This is a genomic window from Streptomyces sp. NPDC048270 (genome assembly GCF_040652335.1).
GTDB lineage: Bacteria > Actinomycetota > Actinomycetes > Streptomycetales > Streptomycetaceae > Streptomyces.
This window is the reverse complement of the sequence record NZ_JBEZLV010000036.1, coordinates 1-18,168: the sequence shown is the minus strand read 5'-3', so window position 1 is coordinate 18,168 and position 18,168 is coordinate 1. Positions and strand designations below refer to the sequence as shown.

The following is an 18,168-nucleotide window of genomic DNA, read 5'->3' as shown; positions in this document are numbered from 1 at the left end:
ATGGCCCGGACGCACGCTCTCCGCCCGCGGACCTCGCCGTCACCTTACGGTCAGCGGCCCCAGCGCAGCGCGGCCGTCTGTACGGGGGCGTCCCACAGGCGCAGCAGGTCCTCGTCGGCCCGGCACAGGGTCACCGAGCAGCCGGCCATGTCCAGCGAGGTGACGTAGTTCCCGACGAGCGTGCGGGCCACCGGTACCCCGCGGGCGTCCAGCATCCGCGCCACCTCGGCGTGGAACCCGTACAGCTCCAGCAGCGGCGTCGCCCCCATGCCGTTGACCAGCGCCAGCACCGGCCCGTCGGCCGGACCCGCCTCCGCCAGGTCCCGCAGTACGGCGTCCACCGCGACCTCGGCGATCTCCCGGGCGGACATCATCGGCCGCCGCTCGCGGCCCGGCTCCCCGTGGATCCCGATGCCCAGTTCGAGCTCACCGTCGGGCAGGTCGAAGGTGGGGCTGCCCTTGGCGGGCGTGGTGCAGGCGCTCAGCGCCACGCCGAAGCTGCGCGAGCACTCGTTGACCTGCCGGGCGATCGCCGCGACCTGCTCCAGCGGCGCGCCGTCCTCGGCCGCCGCCCCGGCGATCTTCTCCACGAAGAGCGTGGCCCCGGTGCCGCGCCGCCCGGCCGTGTACAGGCTGTCGGTCACGGCGACGTCGTCGTTGACGAGCACGCTCTGCACCCGCAGCCCGTCCTCCTCGGCGAGCTCGGCGGCCATCTCGAAGTTCAGCACGTCGCCGGTGTAGTTCTTGACGACGAACAGCACCCCCTGGCCCGCGTCCACGGCCGCGGCCGCCCGCAGCATCTGGTCGGGCACCGGCGAGGTGAACACCTCCCCGGGGCACGCGGCGGACAGCATCCCGTACCCCACGAACCCGGCGTGCAGCGGCTCGTGCCCGGAGCCGCCCCCGGACACCAGTCCGACCCGCCCGCCGCCCCGCACGTCCCGCCGTACGACGACCCGCCGCTCCACGTCCACGTCGAGCTCGGGATGAGCGGCCGCCATGCCCCGCAAGGCGTCGGCGACCACGGTGTCCGCACTGTTGATCAGCATCCTCATCGGGTACCTCCCAGGTGGGCCGAGCCTGCCGCCGTGCGCCCGCTTCGCTCGCGCGGGCGCGGGTCGCGGGCGAGTGCCGCGGCGCCCGCCCTCTCCCAGTGTGCTGCCAGAGCCCGGATTCCCGCGACAGTGATCGTCCGGTGGCGCGCGATGGCGCGCGCTCGCCCGGCTGAACGGCCGGGATTAAACTGCTGCCGGAGGACTCGGGGCTTTCGACGGCCGATCTTGAGGGTCGGCGGGAAGCGGGCACCCATGACGGAACGGCTCAAAAGGTCGGGGCTGATCGGCGAACTGTCCGCTGAATTCGCCGGCACCATGATCCTCATCCTCTTCGGTTGCGGAGTCGTGGCCCAGGTCGTCGCCGGCGGCGCTCTCACGGATCCCGCAGGGGGCCTCGGCAATCACGACAGCATCGCCTGGGCATGGGGTCTTGCCGTCACGCTCGGCGTGTACGTCGCGGCGAGACTGAGCGGGGCCCACCTCAACCCCGCGGTGACCGTCGCCTTGGCGACATTCAAGGGGTTTCCCTGGAGCAAGGTGGCCCCGTACGCGATCGCCCAGACCGCCGGGGCGTTCGTGGCGGCACTGATCGTCCGGTGGAACTACACGGAGGCACTGGCCAAAGCCGACCCCGGCCACACGATCAAGACACAGGGCGTCTTCTCCACCCTCCCCGCCAACGGCAACACGAACCTCCCGGTCACGGAATGGGGAGCCCTGCGCGACCAGATCATCGGCACCGCGATCCTGCTTCTGCTGATCCTGGCGGTCACCGACCTGCTCAACACACCCCCCGGCGCCAACCTGGCACCGTTCATCGTCGGCCTGATCGTGGTCGCGATCGGCATGGCCTGGGGCACGAACGCGGGCTACGCGATCAACCCGGCACGCGACTTCGGCCCCCGGCTGGCGAGCTTCTTCACCGGCTACGGGGGAGCGTGGCGAGATCAGTACGGGCACCTCTACTTCTGGGTGCCGATCGTCGGGCCGCTGATCGGCGGCCTCCTGGGTGCCGGTCTCTACAAGTTCTTCATCGGCAGGTTCCTGCCCACCGCCGAGCCGGAGCCCCCCGGGCGGGTCCCGGCCCCGGACGAGAGCTGACCGGGACTTCGGGGCGGGCTCTGCGGTCCCGACCCGCCCCGACCCGTCCCGTCCCGTCCCGTCCCGTCCCGTCGCAGGAGAAGCCCCAAGAGAGGCGGCATCCCATGGCTGACTTCGTCGGCGCGGTGGACCAGGGGACCACCAGCACCCGTTTCATGATCTTCGACCACGCAGGCAACGAGGTGGCCAAACACCAGCTGGAGCACGAGCAGGTCCTCCCCCGCTCAGGATGGGTCGAACACGACCCGGTCGAGATATGGGAGCGCACCAACTCGGTGATGCAAAATGCGCTCCGGCACGGGAATCTGTCCGCCTCCGACCTCGCTGCCATCGGCATCACCAACCAGCGCGAGACGACCGTCGTCTGGGATCCCCGTACCGGCCGCCCCTATTACAACGCCATCGTCTGGCAGGACACGCGCACCGACTCCATCGCGGCCGCGCTGGAGCGCTCGGGCCGCGGCGACGTCATCCGCCGCAAGGCAGGACTACCGCCGGCCACCTATTTCTCCGGTGGCAAGATCCAGTGGATCCTGGAGAACGTCGACGGTGTTCGCGCAGCGGCCGAACAGGGCCACGCCCTCTTCGGGAACACCGACTGCTGGGTCCTGTGGAATCTGACCGGCGGCCCCGACGGCGGCATCCACGCCACCGACGTGACCAACGCCAGCCGCACCATGCTGATGGACCTCGAGACCCTCGACTGGGACGACGAGCTGCTCGGCTTCTTCGGCGTGCCCCGGTCGATGCTGCCGACCATCTATCCGTCCTCCCACCCGGAGGCGTTCGGCCGGACCCGGACCTCCCGTCCGCTGCGCGAGGCCATCCCCATCACCGGCGTACTCGGCGACCAGCAGGCGGCCACCGTCGGGCAGGTCTGCTACTCCCCCGGCGAGGCCAAGAACACCTACGGGACCGGCAACTTCCTGGTGCTCAACACCGGCACCGAGCTGGTCCGCTCGCAGCACGGCCTGCTCACCACCGTGGCTTACCAGTTCGAGGGCAGCCCAGCGATCTACGCGCTGGAGGGCTCCATCGCCGTCACCGGCTCCGCGATCCAGTGGCTTCGCGACCAACTGAAGATCATCGGTAACGCCGCCGAGAGCGAACGCCTGGCCGGCACCGTCGAGGACAGCGGCGGCATCTACTTCGTCCCGGCCTTCTCCGGCCTGTTCGCGCCGTACTGGCGCTCCGACGCACGCGGTGCGATCGTCGGCCTCGCCCGCTACCACGACAACGGGCACCTGGCGCGGGCCGCGCTGGAGGCCATCTGCTACCAGAGCCGCGACGTCGTGGAGGCGATGGAGCAGGACTCCGGCGTGCACCTCGACGTGCTGAAGGTCGACGGCGGCGTGACCGCCAACGACCTGTGCATGCAGATCCAGGCGGACGTACTCGGTGTGCCGGTCAGCCGCCCCGTCGTGGCGGAGACTACCGCGCTCGGCGCCGCGTACGCCGCCGGGCTCGCCACGGGATTCTGGCGGGACACCGACGAACTGCGCACCCACTGGCAGGAGTCCAAGCGCTGGCAACCCCAATGGCCCGAGGAGCGACGCGCGGAAGGGTACGCGGGCTGGAAGAAGGCGGTGGAACGCACCCTCGACTGGGCCAAGGTCGAATAGGGCGCAGCCGTGGCCGTGGTCGGCACATCCCGTGGCCCTCTCGCAAGGGCACGCGGGCGGGTCCTCGCCCGGCCTCGTTCAGCGCCGCCTAGTGACTGTGCTCAGTCTGTGTCGATGCCGCGCGCGGCGAAGATCTCCGCCGCGTCCGGCACGGCCAGGACACCGTCCTCCACGAAGGTGACCTCCCGTAGGTTGGGCAGCAGGGCGAGGTCGTCGAGCGAGCGAACGTCGAACAGGTCGTCCTCGCCGTCCCAGGCGGGGGCGCAGTGCCGGAAGACGTCCGCCCCGGCGTCGAAGCTCAGTTCTTCGACGCCGGCGAGCAGCTCGGCCGGAATCTCCAGGGCCTCGAAATGGGCCCGGGGCTCGGGCAGCACCTCCGCGTGGAGGCCGTTCTCCAGGACGTGGGACGCGGGGTCGCCGATCCCCTGTTCGGCCAGCCGGGCGGGCAGGTCGTAGACCGGGAGGAGCGGCTCGGGGCCGTACATGAGCTCCTCGATGACGAGCAGCTTGAGGTTGAAATCGCGGAACTGACTCATGAGAGATGACTACCACGGAGGTCGTACACGAGGGGCGGGGCCCCGGCCGTCGGCCACGTGCAGCGCCGACCATGCCCTCGGCTGCGAGTACGCGGACATCGGCGTCGCGATTGGCCGTGTAGTCCTCTACCGCGAGGTCGGCGTCGGTCAGGCCGGTGACGAAGTCGACCCCTCGGCGCCGGGGCAGGCCCCTGCCCACGTCCTCCCTCGACCCCTCGGCGCCGAGGCAGGCCCCTGCCCACGTCCTCCCCCCTCCCCACCCCACCACCACGAGGCACTCACCGGTCAACGAGGCAGGCTCTGGGGGACCGCAGCGCCCGTCCGGGTCGATTCAGTGAGCTCAGGCCGTCACGCCGGTTCGACGGGCAGCCACAGTTCGCAGGTCGCGGTGCTGAAGTCCGCCGCGCGCTCCAGGACCGCGACGATCGACGGACCTGGCCGCAGCCGCCAGGGGTTGGAGGGGAACCACTCGGTCGCGGTCGCGGCCCAGGTCGTCTGCAGGGCCTGCGGATGCGGTCCGGCTGTGCGGAAGACCGCCCACCGGCCGGCCGGTACCTCGATGGCCTCGAGGTTGTCGGGGGCCGAGGTGTCCCCGCCGACGGCGACCCCGTGCAGGTAGGTCAGTTCGCTGCCCTCCGCCCCGTCGGGGTCGAGGTCGTCGCAGACTTGCAGCAGGCCCCCCGGCTCGGTGTCGGCGAGGGCCTTCAGCCGGAGGTGCTCCTCCGGGGGAAGTGCGGTGATGTGCTGCTGGATGTGCGGGTTGACGCCCTGGTGGATGAGCGGGACCCGGGCGGCGTGTCCGACCAGCCGGAACGCGGGGCGGTCGACGAGGCGGGTGTCCATGGGGATGCTCCCTTCGACGGTCAGGCGGATCCTGAGCCGTGGTTGTGTGCGCAAAGGGCCTCCGTCGCGGCGCACGTCACGCGGGCCGGCGCCGTGGACCGCGCGGAACGCGCGTCCGAACGCCTCGGTCGAGCCGTATCCGTGCCGGACGGCGATGCCCAGCAGATCGTCCTCGCCGCGGACGACGTCGGCAGCGGCGACCGTCATGCGGCGCCGGCGCACGTACTCCGACAGCGGCATGCCGGCCAGCGACGAGAACATCCGGCGCAGGTGGTATTCGGTCGTGCCGAGGTCCCTGGCCAGTCCGCTGACGTCGAGCTCCTCGGCGAGGTGCTCCTCGACGAGGACGACGAGCCGGTTGAGTACCGAGATCACGAGGCCTCCTTTCGCTCTCAACCCTGCCGGAAGAAGCCCGGCCGTACCCGATCGCTGCGGTCCGATCCGATCAGGTGGCTGTCGTCGGCCGATTCCCCGCAAGCCACGACGGCTTCCCGGCGGAGGGGCCCTGCCCGGACACCCGCCGCCGGGACAAACCCCCCACCAAGCTTGTGTGCGTCTCGGGTGGTCGGGAGGGCCGCTCGGACAACGGTGACCCGCAGCGCACACGGCCCACCGCTGCTGATCGCCTCCGCCTGCTCCCGCCGAGCGGGCGCGGCGCCGAACAGCAGGGCCGCCGCCGTCAGGGCGTAGAGGGCCGGGGAGGCCCCCCGGCGGAGGCCGCGGCGGCCGGCTCCCAGGCGAGGACGCCCCCTGGCGGTCGTCCTCGCCGAGGGCGGCGAGCATGCCCGCCAGGGGCCCGCCTCTCCCGTTGGCCGGCGCGGACACGAGGAGATCCCGTAGCTTCGCGGCGATCTGGCGGGGTGCGGAGGCTGCGGGCGGTCCAGGTGTTCGGCGTCGTGGACTGCTCTCGCTCCCGTCACTCCTTACGCATGTCCTCAGCCACGGTGGCGGGCGGGGCGGCGGGGTGTTCGGCGGCCAGGTGTTCTTCGACGCCGTTGCGCTCTCCAGCGGGACGGTGTGTCCTTCACCCATGCCGCGTTCAGCAGCGGCATGGTGTCCTTTCGCGACGCGGCATTCTCCGACAGTCCGAACCGGTGAGCCAGACAGTCACACTCCCGGGTATCCGCGGCGGACTGCACGGCCATCGGCACGCAAGACTGCGACATCAGGGCCTCCTGATGCTCGGTGATTCGACACCAGCGAGCTGTTCAGGAGGCCCTACTCGCATGCGCCGAGCACCCGACGTCCACCCAATCGAGACGGCAGTTCGAGCATCAAGCCCCCAGAGCATTACGACAAGAGCTACTTACGTGTCGGGGTGCTCCGGGAGGGTGAGCCAGTCCGACCAGGAGATCTCTCGGCCGAGGAAGCGCGGCTGCTCGAACGGCCAGTCGGCGGCGATCCACCGCGGCACCAGCTCGTCGAGTGCCTGCTCGACCTTGCTGTCCACCAGCTCGTCCACCACCCACCAGGAGATCTCGCCGTCCGCGCCGGCCTTCGTCGGTGGGTCGATGTAGACGCAGCCGAGCAGAGCTGTCTCCGCCGCGTCGAACAGCGCGTAGTTGAAAGACTGGTGTGCGGCGATCTCCTTCTCGTGTCGCAGCAGGTCGGCCTGGTCGGCCTCGTAGGTCATGGTGGCCGCGGGCCAGCCCCAGGCTGGGCCGAATATGGTCCACAGCCGCTCGCGCGAACCCATCACAGCCGGATAGTCGAGCGGGGTGTCCGCCTCCCGGATCGGCCGCAAGTGATGACCGCTGCCCGGCAGCGGTACCAGAACGGGATGGACGAAGTTATCGGGGAGCCAGCTCATAACGCCCGACCGTAGCAGCGCGCGGCCGTCCGCTCCCCTGGGTTTTCCCCGTACACCGCCAGGCCCTGCTCACATGCCGGGTAGTACCCGCGATCACCCGATCGAGACGCCCGTTCGATCGACAGACTCCATGATCGATATGGCAACGGCTTCGAAGCCGGCAGGGACAGAACCTGCCCCCTCACCCCAGGCAGACCAACGGGCCGTCACCTCAGGAGGTGGCGGCCCCTCGGACGCCCCGCCTACGGGGCAGGCGTGAACTCCACCTCGCTATCACGGCAGCCGGCCGCGATCTCGTACAGCTGGTCCTGCTCAGCCTCGTCGACCAGACCCCAGCGCAGCTTCGTCGCCGTACACTCCGCGCCGAACCGGCACAACGCGTACGCCGACGGCGGCAGCCACTGCGCCCGGATCCTGGTCAGACTTGCTGCGGTTCGAGCGGCCGTCACCCCGACCAAGGAGGCAGGCTGGGCCTGGTCGTTCCGGCCCATGCGTGTCAACTCGACAGCAGCGCAGCGTGTACCGGTTCAACTTGCCGAGCGGTGTGGGAACTACCCCGACGAGCTGCGGGGCGGACTCGGGCAGCGGCCGTTCACCTGCCGGTGGTGCGTTCGCCGCGCCCCGGCCTCTGGGCAGGCCTCCGGCGTCGTCGGATGAATCGCGTCATTCGGGGCGCGGCGCCCGAGCCCAATCAGTCCAGCCCTGGCCCATGCCTGGCCGGACTTTCGCCCAAGGCTTGCCGTCGGTTCCGAGCACGATGAGCGTGGTGCGGTATTCATTGCTGTTTCCATCGGCTTCAACAAAAACTTCACTCGTGGCGGCGCCGCCCAGGGAGGTCCATCCACCCCAGTGGCCTTCTGCGCTATGGCGCGTCCAGACCGCTTTATCGGCACCGACCACGAACTCCTCGTACTCGGTGGAACCAAGTCCCCTCAGCGTTATCCCGTAATCGCAGTCGTACAGACCGCCGGAAGGGGCCTCACAATTGCGCGCTTGGGCCGGTGCCGAGCTCACGGCCAGCCCTGCCAAGACTGCGGATGCGATACCGAGGACTTTGATTCTCTTGACCCTAGTGGTCATGACTAGATCCTTCCTGGGGGGGGCTTGATCCGTTCCGAGTCCGCTGGATGCTTGACACGTATTTCGTAGCGCATCTGCGGCGAGGGAAGGATCGGCGGACACGGTGAGGACTAAAAATTCTCTACGCGCAACGAACCAGCCTTGCCATGATGTGAGGAGAGGGCTTCGTAGATGTTCGTGACCCAGACGACCTCGGAACACTGCCGCTTTCCCCCAAGCGGGTTCTTGCACGCCTCGGTGTGTGTTCCCATCGACAGTACGCCGCGGGCGGAAATCCCACCGACTGTGTTCGCGAAGACGGGGCCGCCACTGTCTCCCTTACCACCGAGGTACCGGCCAGCCACTTGCTCCAGCCTGTCGACATGGCGCACTACCCCGTCGGGGCCCTTGACCCATTGCGCAACGTGGGTGACTTTCCCACCGCACGCCTCCCCGAGAAGAGATCCGCTGACACACAGCTTCTCGCCCACCACAGCGCGGCCCTGCCCCCATACCTCGCCCACCGTACTTCGCATCAGGACCCTGTAGCCCCTAAAAATAAACGGCATCGTGGTGCTGCCGTCATCGGGGAGCTCGATCAGGGCCGAGTCGTAATCCTTCTGACGGTCAATAACCGCACCGATGCGTGTACGCTCCCCATTCTTGACATCAGCTGCGTCACCCTTGAAGCAGTGCTCAGCCGTGAGCAGGTACTTGCGCCGGGTTTGCGGGGAAAAGGCGCTGAAACCGGAAGTACAAACACCGCCGCTGGTAAGGATGAGGGATCCTCCAAAGTATGGGCTACGGTCACGATATCGGCCGTGTTGCCCGCTGAGGTCGGTTGCGGATCCCTCCTCCCGTAGGTTTACGGGAAGCCCGCCGGTAACCGATCTGGGAATCGTATCGAGGGTCGCTCGGTCGTTGCTTACATTCGCGCCGGAGGGCAGGGTGGAAGGGTCGACCCCGATGTTCAGCGAGTTTCCATCGCTACTGGCCCCCGCACTCGTGACCGCTGCTCCTCCTACCCGCACGCCTGACGTGACGATCGCTCGCGCCCGTTCGTCCAACTCCTTGAATGTGTATCGGGAAGCTGCGACGGAGACGTTGATTCCCTTTCCGCGATGGGCTTCGATCAAACTGGCAACTGTCGGGGGAATCTCTCCTTTCCAGCTGAGTTTGTATCCCTTTTCCTCGGTGGACATGACGACGCCGGCATACCCGGATCCCGGGTCATTCTGCACGGCTTGATATATCTCAGTGGTCGCCTCGGATATGGATGCTTGAGCAACCATGGCCGCCCTGTCGGCAGCTACTGCAGCGAAGGAAACATTCGGCTCGGACTCGGTCGCCCCAGGGCGGATCTGATTGTGCAATACGAGCAGGGAGCCGGAAACGGCAAGCGATATCCCGAGGATGGTATTCCGCCTGAAAGATTTCGAATTCACGTTTACACTCTCTGATATGTGAACTGCGCTACGGATCGACCCAGGAAAGCAGACGGAAATCGATTTACGATCACCTCCCGCAATCCCCCGCCGACCAATTGCGCATGGCTGCCAGACACCGGTGCGAAACTGGCGTTCCAGCGCGGAACCAGCAGACTTCCATGCGGCGCTCACGATTCGCTTACGTTCCGCTCACGCACAGAGACCGGCCCGCCGCGCTCCGGCGTTGCCGACTGGACCTGCGGTCAGTAGATCCAGCTGGACCGCGGCGGGCGCAGCAGCGACCGGGGGCGACGTCCACCGCCGCCATGGCCTTCGAGGGGAACAGGGACAAGATCACATCTGGAAGGCCTCTGGAATCCCCGGCCGATGCCCAGCCCTGACATACCCGCCACCACAGCAGCCATGACGACCGCTGCCCTCAGGTCCTCGTCGTGAGTCGCGCAACCGCCGCGTCGTACCGCGCCTGGAGGCTCGGATCCGCCGATACGCGCAGGAGTACTCCGAGCGCCCGCACCGCGCCGTCCTCGTAGCCGGACAACTCCGCCTCCCGGGCCGCCAGGTCAAGCTGCCGGATGCCCTCGGCGGCGTCCCCGAGACCCAGCAGCGCCTCTCCCGTCACCATGAGGAGCAGGATCCGGGGCACATCGGCCGTGCCCGACCTGTCGCCGAAGGCCAGGGCCTCGGTCGCCGCGTCAAGGGCTGCACGCCACTCCCCTGCGTCGACCCGGTGCCGGGCGAGGTGCTGCATGGCCAGTCTCTCGGTGGTTTGGTTCCCCACCTTGCGCGCCAGCTCCACGGCCCGTTCGCATCCCCGCGCAGCGTCCGTCGGGTCCCCGAGCTCGGCTTGCGCCATGGCCAGGACGATCAGCGCGTTCGCCTCGGCGACCACATCGCCCGTTCGGGAGGCGAGTGCGGAGGCGGCCTCCAGGCGGGTCACCGCCTCTGCGATGCGGCCTTCCTCGATCAGCACCCATCCGAGCACGTTCAGCACCCGCGACTCGCCGTGCCGATCGGCGTCGGCCCGCGCCGCGGCGAGCGCGGTCTCCAAGAGCGGGACCCAGCCGTCCCGCACACGCCACACGATCAGCGGCCACAGTGTGAGGACGATCCGCCAGGTCCGGGCGTGCAGCCCGGCAGTGTGGGCCGCGGCGGCCGCCAGCGTGAGGTCGTCCCTCTCGGCCGCGTACCAGGCCACGGCGGCGGACCGGTCTGCGAACTCCCGCACGGCGGCGGGTGGCAGATGGTCCGCCGGCAGCGAGATGTCCTCCTCGTTGCCGGGCTCGGCCGCCGCCATGGCAGCGAGGGCCGTGGCGATGTAGTGGTCGAGCACGCGCTTGAGCGCGTTGGGCCCGGCATCCAGGCTCCGCGCGTAGAGCCGCACGAGATCGTGCAGCGTCCAGTGGCCGGGCGCCGCCTCCGTGACGAGATGCGCGACGGCCAGCTGCTCCAGGCAAAGTTCGGCGGCTGCCGGATCCGTGCCCGCCAGGGCCGCCGCCGCATACCGGTCGACGTGCGTGCCGGGATGCTGGCCGAGATGGGCGAACTGGCGGGAGACGTGTGACGGCAGTTGTTGCAGCGTCAGGTGCAGCGCCGCCCGCACGCCGGTGTCCTCCACATCCAGCAGGCTGAGCCGGCGCGTCTCGTCGGACAGCTCGGCGGCCATCGCTTCCAGCGACAAGCCGGGCCGTTGCGCCATCCTGGCGGCGGCTACTCGTAGCGCGAGGGGCAGCCCGCCGCACAGCTCCGCCAGCACTCGCGCCGCCACCGGCTCTGCGCGCACCCGTTCCGTTCCGAGTACTCCTGCCAGGAGCATCGTGCCGTCCTGCGGCCCGAGCACGTCCACGGCCACGGGCCGGGCGGTGTCCGTGACGATCAGCCCCGTCAGCCGGTGCCGGCTGGTGACCACAGTGACGCAGCGTCGACCGCCCGGCAGCAGCGGCCTGACCTGTTCCGAGTCACGCGCATTGTCGAGCACCACCAGTAGCTCCCGGTCGGCAACCAGCGACCGGAACAACGCGGCCGCGCCGTTGGCCGACTCCGGAATCCGGTGACTGGCGACACCGAGCGCCAGCAGGAACTCGCGCAACACCTCTACGAGAGCCGGCTCGCCCGTGTCGCCGAAACCTCGCAGGTCGGCGTAGAGCCGCCCGTCGGGGAAACCGGCACGGATCTGATGTGCCCAGTGCAGCACCAGAGCCGTCTTCCCCACCCCGGCGGGTCCGATGACCAGACAGACCGGCGCCTCGCCCACGGCGGCCCGGGACAGGCCACGGAGCTCCGCCGCCCGTCCATGAAAGCCGCGCGGCGCACGCGGTAGCAGATCGGGCGCACCGGGCTGCACGACGGCATCCGGTACCGCGACAGGGAGCCGAATGTCCGTCGGGGTTCCCGGGCCAGGAACCGCAACCGCGGCCTTGGCCATGTCTCCAGCGGCGGTCTGCGCCACGCCGCCTTCCGCGCCGCGCAAGGCCGAGGCGTAGGCGTCCGCCAGTTCCTGGCCCGGGTCCACGCCCAGCTCGTCGGCAAGCAACCGCCGGGTGCGATGGAACCAGTCGAGTGCCTCCGAGCGTCGGCCCGCCCTCCCCAGCGCCCGCATGAGCGCGGCCGACAGCGATTCTCGCAGCGGACGGGCAACCGCCTCTGCGCGCAGGACCGTGACGGCCTCGGCATGCTCGCCCAACCGCGCATAACCCGCCGCCAGCTGCTCCACCGCGGCCAGCCGCAGCTCCTCCAAGGACTGCGCGGCGGCCTGCAGCGACGGGCTCGGGCAGACGTCCGCCAGTGCGGGCCCCTGCCACAGCGACAAGGCTTCCCGATACATCGTCACCGCCCGAGCAGGGTCACACTGCTCACGGGCCAGAGCCACCAGATCCTCGAAGCGGTGCACGTCCAACAGGGCCTTCGGGGTCCGAAGGAGATACGCCCCGCCCCGGGTGACCAGCTCAACGCCGTGTGCCTCGGCGTCGGCACCCGTCAACGAGGCCCGCAGCTGCGACACATGCCCCTGGATGACACCGCGGGCGCGCGCCGGCGGTTCCTCTTCCCACAAGGCAGCCAGGAGCTGGTCGACCGGCACTGGACAGTTGGGGCGCAACAGCAAGGCGGCCAGCAGGCTGCGACGTTTCACGGGACCAACTGGCAGTCCGCCGGTCTCGGTGACGACTGACACCGCTCCGAGCAACCGGAACTCCATCTGCCCATGCCTCCCAGCAAAGAACTCAGGATAACTGCACGGTTCCTGCCCTTGCGTACCTGCCAGCCTCGCAAGGGCGCCCGCTCCTGCGGCTTCGGAGCGCAGGGGCGGAACTGCTGCGGCTCCTGGCCGGTGAGTCGCCTGAGGTCAGCTGCTCACACCTTGTGATGGGCGGGGCGGCGGCGTGCCTGGCCGGTCGCGAGGACGCGTCCCACGTCATGGCGGGTGGCTGGACGCCGGTTCTTCGAACCAGGTGCACGCGTCAACTGCGTGGTCGGACCCTCCCAGCGAAGCCCCCAGACCGCAGCACTAGCATCCTCCCCATGCACCCTGAAGCCCGATCGAGCCTCGAGAACCTGCTCCCGCCAGGCCGGATGGCCATGTCCGACGAAGGTGACGCAGACTCGCAGCGCTTGTGGCTCAGCGACGGGCCGGCCACGGCCGAGCTGTGGGCGCAGGCGCACGCCGAGCACACCCGCTCAGGGTTGTGGCCGCTGCTGCTCGACGCCCTGGATCCGAACGACGGCGAGTTCCGCCCCTGGGCATCCAGGGAGATGTTCCCAAAGCGGATGTCCTCCCCGGCGGACCACGACCCCGCCGACGTCCTCGCGCATTGGTGGGCGTCCTGCACCGCCGACGATGAAGACGACGACATGCTCGACATCAAAAGGCGCCGCGCCGTCACCGCCCCCTTCGGACAGACCTGGCCCGGCCTCGCACCCGGCCCGGGAGCGGTTGCCGACGCGGATGAACTCGCCTCCGAGTTCGTCCAGGCGTTCCTCGTCGACCGCCCCCGGACACGTATGGGGCTGATCGCCGCGGCGTCGGGTGCCGAGGCTTTGACGGTGGTGGGCTGGTCCGGGCCCTGCAACCACGACAACGACACCGCGAAGATCTGTGCGGTCCTCCGAGACTGGGAGCATCGCTTCGGTGCCCGTGTCGTCGCAGCGGGGTTCGACACGCTGCACCTCAGCGTCGCAGCGCCGCCGGTGAGTGAGCGGGACGCCCTCCTGGTCGCGGCCGAGCACTTCGCCCTGTGCCCGGACAACATCTGGCAGGGCAGCCGACCGTACACACTGGCCGCGTACGCCGAGCAGATCACCGGCGCCCACTGCTGGGACTTCTGGTGGGACTGACCCCGTCCCACACCTCGGAAACGATGACAAGGGCCCCGGGCGGCGGACAGACGCGCCGAAGCCGTCGGTGAGCCACTGCTCCAAGCTCGGCGGCCGGGACTGACACGTCGGTCCACGACTCCCGCCACTCCCGAGCCACTGCCTGCAGGACGGGGAAGCGACGCAAAGAAGTCCGCCGGGACGGCAACCTTTCGGTCCCCAGCGGCAACTGCACGGGCAAGCGGCCCCTTTGAGGGGCGCCGACCTTTCCGACACGTGCAGAGGATCCCTCACGATGACTACCAGTGCAGGACGCCACCGCAGGACGCGTCCCCTCCCGGTCGCGGCAGTTCTCGCCCTGACGGCCGGTGCCGGCGGGGCGTACCTCGCCGTCGCGCCCGGTGGGGCAGAGGCCGCCGCGGCCGGGAGCGCGCGGCCGGTGGTCGTCTCCACGACCGCAGCCCTGGAACGGGCCTTCGCCGAGGCGGGCCCCGGGACCACGATCCAGCTGCGCGGAGGCACGTACCTCCCCACGCGCACGCTCAAGAGCCAGGCCGACGGGACCCCGACGCGGCGGATCACCGTCACCTCCCACGGCACGGAGAAGGCGACGGTCGACGGCTCCAAGCTCCCCGCGGGAGAGTGGCTGGCGGCGATAGGCGGCGACTACTGGACGGTGTCGAACCTGACGTTCCGGAACTCACCCTCGCACGGGGTGGTACTGACCTCCTCCGTCGGCGGGGTCTTCAGGAACCTGAGGACCCACGGCAACGGCGACTCAGGATTCACCCTGCGCGGTGACGGCACCAACGACAACCTCATCCAGAACCTGGACTCCTACGACAACTACGACCCCAGGACCCACGGTCAGAACGCGGACGGCCTGGCCATCAAGTTCGGGTCGGGCACGAACAACAAGGTCGTCGGCGCCCGGCTGTGGAACAACGCCGACGACGGCGTCGACCTGTGGGAGTGGGCCAGCCCGGTACGGATCGAAGGCAGCTGGGCGTACGGCAACGGGGAGAACCGCTGGAACGACCCCGCCTTCGAAGGCAACGGCAACGGCTTCAAGCTGGGCGGGGGCGGCGCGAGCGCCGCGCACGTCGTCACCGGCAACGCCGCCTGGAACAACCGGCTCCACGGCTTCACCGAGAACAGCAACCCGGGGGCCCTGATCCTGCACCGCAACACGGCGTACGCCAACCACGCGGACGGGTTCTTCTTCGTCTCCTCGCCCTCGCGCCTGTCCCGGAACCTCGCCGCGCAGAACACCGGGGGCACGGCCAAGCTGGGGCACCGCGCCGTGAGCGCCGCGAACAGCTGGGACGCCAAGGGCGAGGGCGGCCCCTCCCCGGACGGGCGCTCCTTCCTGCGCAGCATCGACGCGACGACGGCGTACGGCCCGCGCAAGGCCGACGGATCCCTTCCGGCGACCACCTTCCTCACCACCGGGACCGAAGCCATCGGCGCGGCGATGAAGTGAGACCCGACCGTCTGGGCCGGTCCCCAGGGGCGGCTCAACCGCCGGCGGAGAGCTCCGCCGCCGTCGGCAATCGTGGGCCGGTACGGGCAGGAGTCGACCTGGTCATCGGGCCGGGACGGCCGTCGATCCTTGGAGGTGAGCAGGTCCCCTGCTGCATCACGACGGCCGACCCGGTTGTGTCCCGCATACCCCCGGCGTGCGCCTTCACCTCATGTGCGTCAGCTCATCGCGTCGGGCTGACTCCGCACACGTCTGCGGCGCTGGACTGCCCCCACGGGCTGTCCAGCGCCGCAGCGCCTGTGTCGTGTCACTTTTCGCGTGCCGCTACCAGCGGTACCAGCGTCCGCTGCCGCCCTTCGGGCGGGCGACGAACCCGATCAGCCACAGCACCAGCACCGCGATCGCGACCCACCAAAGGATCTTCACCGCGAAGCCGGCGCCGAAAAGGATCAGAGCGAGCAGAAGAACGAGAAGCAGGGGAACCATAGTTATCAACCTCCGAAACAGCGGTTGCCCCGACCCTTCTCGATCATGCGCGCGATATTTACGGGTTTCTTATTCGCGCAGGCGGGCAGCAGTACAAGCCACATCCTGCCAAGAGGCTGGCCTGGTGATGGGGTCAGGCAATGTCAAGGGGCGGGCCTCCGCGGCGGGCCAGGAGACTGCGGGTGGCATCCACGGACAGGGCAGGGGAACGGCGGACTGCGGCGTCACCCGCGCGTGGAGGGCGTCTACGGCCGCCGCGCGCTTGCGCGCCACTGCCAGGGTCGGGGCATGCCGTCCGCGGTGGCCTCGGTCACGGCCTCGTCGCACTCGGGGTCCGCGATCTGCTTCAAGCCCGCCAGATAGGACCTCTCCTCAGGGGCGATGTCGGCTGCGGTGGCCCGTGAGGGCGCGGGGCCCGACGCGAACCGTGTGGCGAACGCCTGGAGACCTTCCGGAACTTCTCCGGCAAGGCCTTACGAGCCCGTATCCCCAGGGCCCTCGAGGGCGCGCTCATCCGGGACCGGCAGCGGATCGCGGAGGAGAAGCGCACCGCCGAACTCCGACTGTCCTACCCGCCCGTTATCCGGTGCTGAGGCGCGGCATTAGGGTGGACGGATCGGCTGGCCTAGGTGACCTTCGACCACGGCACCCGTTGATCAGCCCATGAAGAAGCGACACATCCTCACGACCACCGTCCTCACCATCGGCGCGGCCATCCTCGCCGCCGTTCCCGCACATGCGGACATCACCGATGGCAGCGACAACAACCTCAACGTCCTCGACCACATCTCGGCGCTGACCACGAACATCAACAGCGACCCGACCACCAGCGAAGTCAGGAACGCCAACACCCGCGCCGACGGGCACAAGAACAACAGCGCCTTCCAGTAGGCACGTCCGCACAGCAGGACCTCGCGGACCGCCCACGGACTTGCCTCACCTTCATCGCCCTCTCCACCCGTCCAGCAGAGGTGGTACGGCTCACCGGGGTGCAGCAGCGGCCGTGCGGGCAGATTCTGGGTATCGAGCCCGCGGACGAGGACGACCCGCTGGATGCCCGTCTGAGCCGCTGCCTCCGGCGCTCGGGGCACCCGGAGGCAGAGCGGCAAAAGGGGCGGCAGGCAGGGGTGACCAGGGCGTTGCCTGATCGTCTCTGTGGTGGTGGCCGGCGTTCTGGGTCCGGCACCGGGTCTTGGCCTTTCGCGCGCGTGGTGGCTGGAGGTGCAAGCCAGGGAAGACCGGAAGACCGGATGCAAGGACGGTCCACACCCGACGACCACGCACCCGTGCACAAGGAGCACCGACGCGGCTTGCCGTGGGGCCGGCCAGCCGTCCGGGGGAGAGCTCAGCTGTGGCGCCTCAGGTGTTCCAGAGCTGCTGCGGTCCCGGCGTTGTTGTGGGCGTGGGCGACGATGCGAGTGCGCAGGTCCTGCCGGGTGTCCGGGTCGCGGTGGATGTGGCCTTCGACGACTGCCCGGCCGGGCGTGCCGTCGGATGTGGGCAGGGGAACGACCTGGTGGTTGGTGCGGCCGGTGATGAGGACGGCCCGTAGGCTCAGGTACTCCCATTGTAGGTGCGGGCCGAAAGCGGCACCCTCGGGGCCGGCCAGTATCGCCTGCTGGTCGCCGGCCAGCAGGACGCAGGTGGCGTCCGCGGCGCGGATGACGGCCTCGCAGGCATCCGGCCCCAACCGCTCGCGGGCCTACTCCAAATAGACGTCGAGTAAATCGGATCCCTCGCCCGGTGTGTTCATCGCTCTCCCCCGAACCCCCATTGCCCCTATGACATTACGTCCGGTCGGAAGCACAGTCCGGCGCACGCGCACACCCCCAGGCCGGAGTCGGCCTGGTGCGCTGCGCAGCGCGCCGGGCGCAGATGCGGGAGCCCCCGGCGTCGGCCGACATCGGTCCCGAGTGGTGCGCAGCCTGCAGGGCACGAGGCGGGCGGCACCCGACCCGCCCACGGCAACCGAGCTTCCTTCTGCACGGACTCGGCCGATCTCAGGATCCGAAGACACGCAGCACACGGGCTGAGTTGGGCAGGTCTTCAGGGACGGTGACAGCGCCGGTCAGGGGCATCAGGTCTGCGCTGGCGCAGTCGCCGGGCTGCTGAGGGTCGATCTCCCCGTCCCAGCCGGCCGGAACCGCGAGGGAACTCGTGGCATAAGGCGGTTTGCGGCAGGCGCGCCACCACTAGGACGACCGGCTCATCACACGCCCGTCATTGCGAGCAGCGTGATGTGCAGACGGGTGCGCAGGTGCACAAGGGCGCGTTGCAAGCCTTGGACAGGTGGGTGCCTGCAGAGCGGGCGAAGCCCGAAGGGCTAGGTCCTGTCCGGCGGATCTTGTGACTGTCTGCTTGTCCGGTCGTTAGGTCCGGCATGGGGCGGGGTGATCTGACGAATGCGGAGTGGGTGC

At 69.5% G+C, this 18,168-nt stretch carries 15 protein-coding genes; 5 read left to right on the top strand and 10 right to left on the bottom strand.

The genetic code is table 11. The features are described from left to right. Nucleotides 1-50: 50 nt before the first annotated feature. Nucleotides 51-1,055 (bottom strand): dihydroxyacetone kinase subunit DhaK, encoded by a 1,005-nt coding sequence (gene dhaK, locus AB0D66_RS26615; RefSeq protein ID WP_362308469.1) that lies wholly within the window; start codon nt 1,053-1,055, stop codon nt 51-53. A 252-nt stretch (nt 1,056-1,307) separates the two neighbouring features. Here dhaK and AB0D66_RS26610 point away from each other — a divergent pair, with 252 nt between their 5' ends. Together AB0D66_RS26610 and glpK are read left to right on the top strand one after the other, a co-directional pair. Next, the gene (locus AB0D66_RS26610) at nt 1,308-2,156 is read left to right on the top strand and encodes an MIP/aquaporin family protein (RefSeq protein WP_362308466.1); all 849 of its coding nucleotides are present in this window, start codon (nt 1,308-1,310) and stop codon (nt 2,154-2,156) included. A gap of 104 nt (nt 2,157-2,260) precedes the next feature. Continuing rightward, complete coding sequence (gene glpK / locus AB0D66_RS26605) at nt 2,261-3,778, top strand: glycerol kinase GlpK (protein WP_362308463.1); 1,518 nt, start codon at nt 2,261-2,263, stop codon at nt 3,776-3,778. 101 nt (nt 3,779-3,879) lie between these two features. Here the strand turns inward: glpK and AB0D66_RS26600 are convergent, their stop codons facing one another. From AB0D66_RS26600 to AB0D66_RS26570, 7 genes are all read right to left on the bottom strand, one after another. Next, nucleotides 3,880-4,314: a hypothetical protein gene (locus AB0D66_RS26600; RefSeq protein ID WP_362308460.1), complete on the bottom strand. Its 435-nt coding sequence runs from the start codon at nt 4,312-4,314 to the stop codon at nt 3,880-3,882. A gap of 348 nt (nt 4,315-4,662) precedes the next feature. Continuing rightward, nucleotides 4,663-5,532 (bottom strand): AraC family transcriptional regulator, encoded by an 870-nt coding sequence (locus AB0D66_RS26595; RefSeq protein WP_362308457.1) that lies wholly within the window; start codon nt 5,530-5,532, stop codon nt 4,663-4,665. A 931-nt stretch (nt 5,533-6,463) separates the two neighbouring features. After that, on the bottom strand, nt 6,464-6,967 hold the full coding sequence (locus AB0D66_RS26590; RefSeq protein ID WP_362308454.1) for an N-acetyltransferase: 504 nt from the start codon (nt 6,965-6,967) through the stop codon (nt 6,464-6,466). A gap of 242 nt (nt 6,968-7,209) precedes the next feature. Beyond that, nucleotides 7,210-7,458: a hypothetical protein gene (locus AB0D66_RS26585; protein WP_362308451.1), complete on the bottom strand. Its 249-nt coding sequence runs from the start codon at nt 7,456-7,458 to the stop codon at nt 7,210-7,212. A gap of 172 nt (nt 7,459-7,630) precedes the next feature. After that, entirely contained in the window at nt 7,631-8,047 is a 417-nt protein-coding gene (locus tag AB0D66_RS26580) for a hypothetical protein (RefSeq protein ID WP_362308448.1), read from the bottom strand. 110 nt (nt 8,048-8,157) lie between these two features. After that, nucleotides 8,158-9,471 carry a trypsin-like serine protease gene (locus AB0D66_RS26575; RefSeq protein WP_362308445.1) on the bottom strand — a complete coding sequence of 438 codons (1,314 nt, stop codon included), beginning with the start codon at nt 9,469-9,471 and terminating at the stop codon, nt 8,158-8,160. 421 nt (nt 9,472-9,892) lie between these two features. Beyond that, nucleotides 9,893-12,667, bottom strand: coding sequence for a BTAD domain-containing putative transcriptional regulator (locus tag AB0D66_RS26570; RefSeq protein ID WP_362308442.1), 2,775 nt, complete (start codon nt 12,665-12,667; stop codon nt 9,893-9,895). 323 nt (nt 12,668-12,990) lie between these two features. Between AB0D66_RS26570 and AB0D66_RS26565 the strand changes: the two genes are divergently transcribed. Together AB0D66_RS26565 and AB0D66_RS26560 are read left to right on the top strand one after the other, a co-directional pair. Continuing rightward, nucleotides 12,991-13,803: a DUF4253 domain-containing protein gene (locus tag AB0D66_RS26565; RefSeq protein WP_362308440.1), complete on the top strand. Its 813-nt coding sequence runs from the start codon at nt 12,991-12,993 to the stop codon at nt 13,801-13,803. 274 nt (nt 13,804-14,077) lie between these two features. Then, the gene (locus AB0D66_RS26560) at nt 14,078-15,265 is read left to right on the top strand and encodes a right-handed parallel beta-helix repeat-containing protein (RefSeq protein WP_362308437.1); all 1,188 of its coding nucleotides are present in this window, start codon (nt 14,078-14,080) and stop codon (nt 15,263-15,265) included. A gap of 324 nt (nt 15,266-15,589) precedes the next feature. Here AB0D66_RS26560 and AB0D66_RS26555 read toward each other — a convergent pair whose 3' ends face one another. Beyond that, nucleotides 15,590-15,751: a hypothetical protein gene (locus AB0D66_RS26555; RefSeq protein ID WP_037792689.1), complete on the bottom strand. Its 162-nt coding sequence runs from the start codon at nt 15,749-15,751 to the stop codon at nt 15,590-15,592. 663 nt (nt 15,752-16,414) lie between these two features. Between AB0D66_RS26555 and AB0D66_RS26550 the strand changes: the two genes are divergently transcribed. Continuing rightward, the gene (locus tag AB0D66_RS26550) at nt 16,415-16,642 is read left to right on the top strand and encodes a hypothetical protein (RefSeq protein WP_362308435.1); all 228 of its coding nucleotides are present in this window, start codon (nt 16,415-16,417) and stop codon (nt 16,640-16,642) included. Nucleotides 16,643-17,096: 454 nt separating this feature from the next. Here the strand turns inward: AB0D66_RS26550 and AB0D66_RS26545 are convergent, their stop codons facing one another. Then, nucleotides 17,097-17,441 (bottom strand): hypothetical protein, encoded by a 345-nt coding sequence (locus AB0D66_RS26545; protein WP_362308432.1) that lies wholly within the window; start codon nt 17,439-17,441, stop codon nt 17,097-17,099. Nucleotides 17,442-18,168 lie beyond the last annotated feature (727 nt).

Bases quoted from the DNA above. Each gene is read 5' to 3' on its own strand.
- dhaK (WP_362308469.1), bottom strand. From the start codon at position 1,055: ATGAGGATGCTGATCAACAGTGCGGACACCGTGGTCGCCGACGCCTTG.
- AB0D66_RS26610 (WP_362308466.1), top strand. From the start codon at position 1,308: ATGACGGAACGGCTCAAAAGGTCGGGGCTGATCGGCGAACTGTCCGCT.
- glpK (WP_362308463.1), top strand. From the start codon at position 2,261: ATGGCTGACTTCGTCGGCGCGGTGGACCAGGGGACCACCAGCACCCGT.
- AB0D66_RS26600 (WP_362308460.1), bottom strand. From the start codon at position 4,314: ATGAGTCAGTTCCGCGATTTCAACCTCAAGCTGCTCGTCATCGAGGAG.
- AB0D66_RS26590 (WP_362308454.1), bottom strand. From the start codon at position 6,967: ATGAGCTGGCTCCCCGATAACTTCGTCCATCCCGTTCTGGTACCGCTG.
- AB0D66_RS26585 (WP_362308451.1), bottom strand. From the start codon at position 7,458: ATGGGCCGGAACGACCAGGCCCAGCCTGCCTCCTTGGTCGGGGTGACG.
- AB0D66_RS26580 (WP_362308448.1), bottom strand. From the start codon at position 8,047: ATGACCACTAGGGTCAAGAGAATCAAAGTCCTCGGTATCGCATCCGCA.
- AB0D66_RS26570 (WP_362308442.1), bottom strand. From the start codon at position 12,667: ATGGAGTTCCGGTTGCTCGGAGCGGTGTCAGTCGTCACCGAGACCGGC.
- AB0D66_RS26565 (WP_362308440.1), top strand. From the start codon at position 12,991: ATGCACCCTGAAGCCCGATCGAGCCTCGAGAACCTGCTCCCGCCAGGC.
- AB0D66_RS26560 (WP_362308437.1), top strand. From the start codon at position 14,078: ATGACTACCAGTGCAGGACGCCACCGCAGGACGCGTCCCCTCCCGGTC.
- AB0D66_RS26555 (WP_037792689.1), bottom strand. From the start codon at position 15,751: ATGGTTCCCCTGCTTCTCGTTCTTCTGCTCGCTCTGATCCTTTTCGGC.
- AB0D66_RS26550 (WP_362308435.1), top strand. From the start codon at position 16,415: ATGAAGAAGCGACACATCCTCACGACCACCGTCCTCACCATCGGCGCG.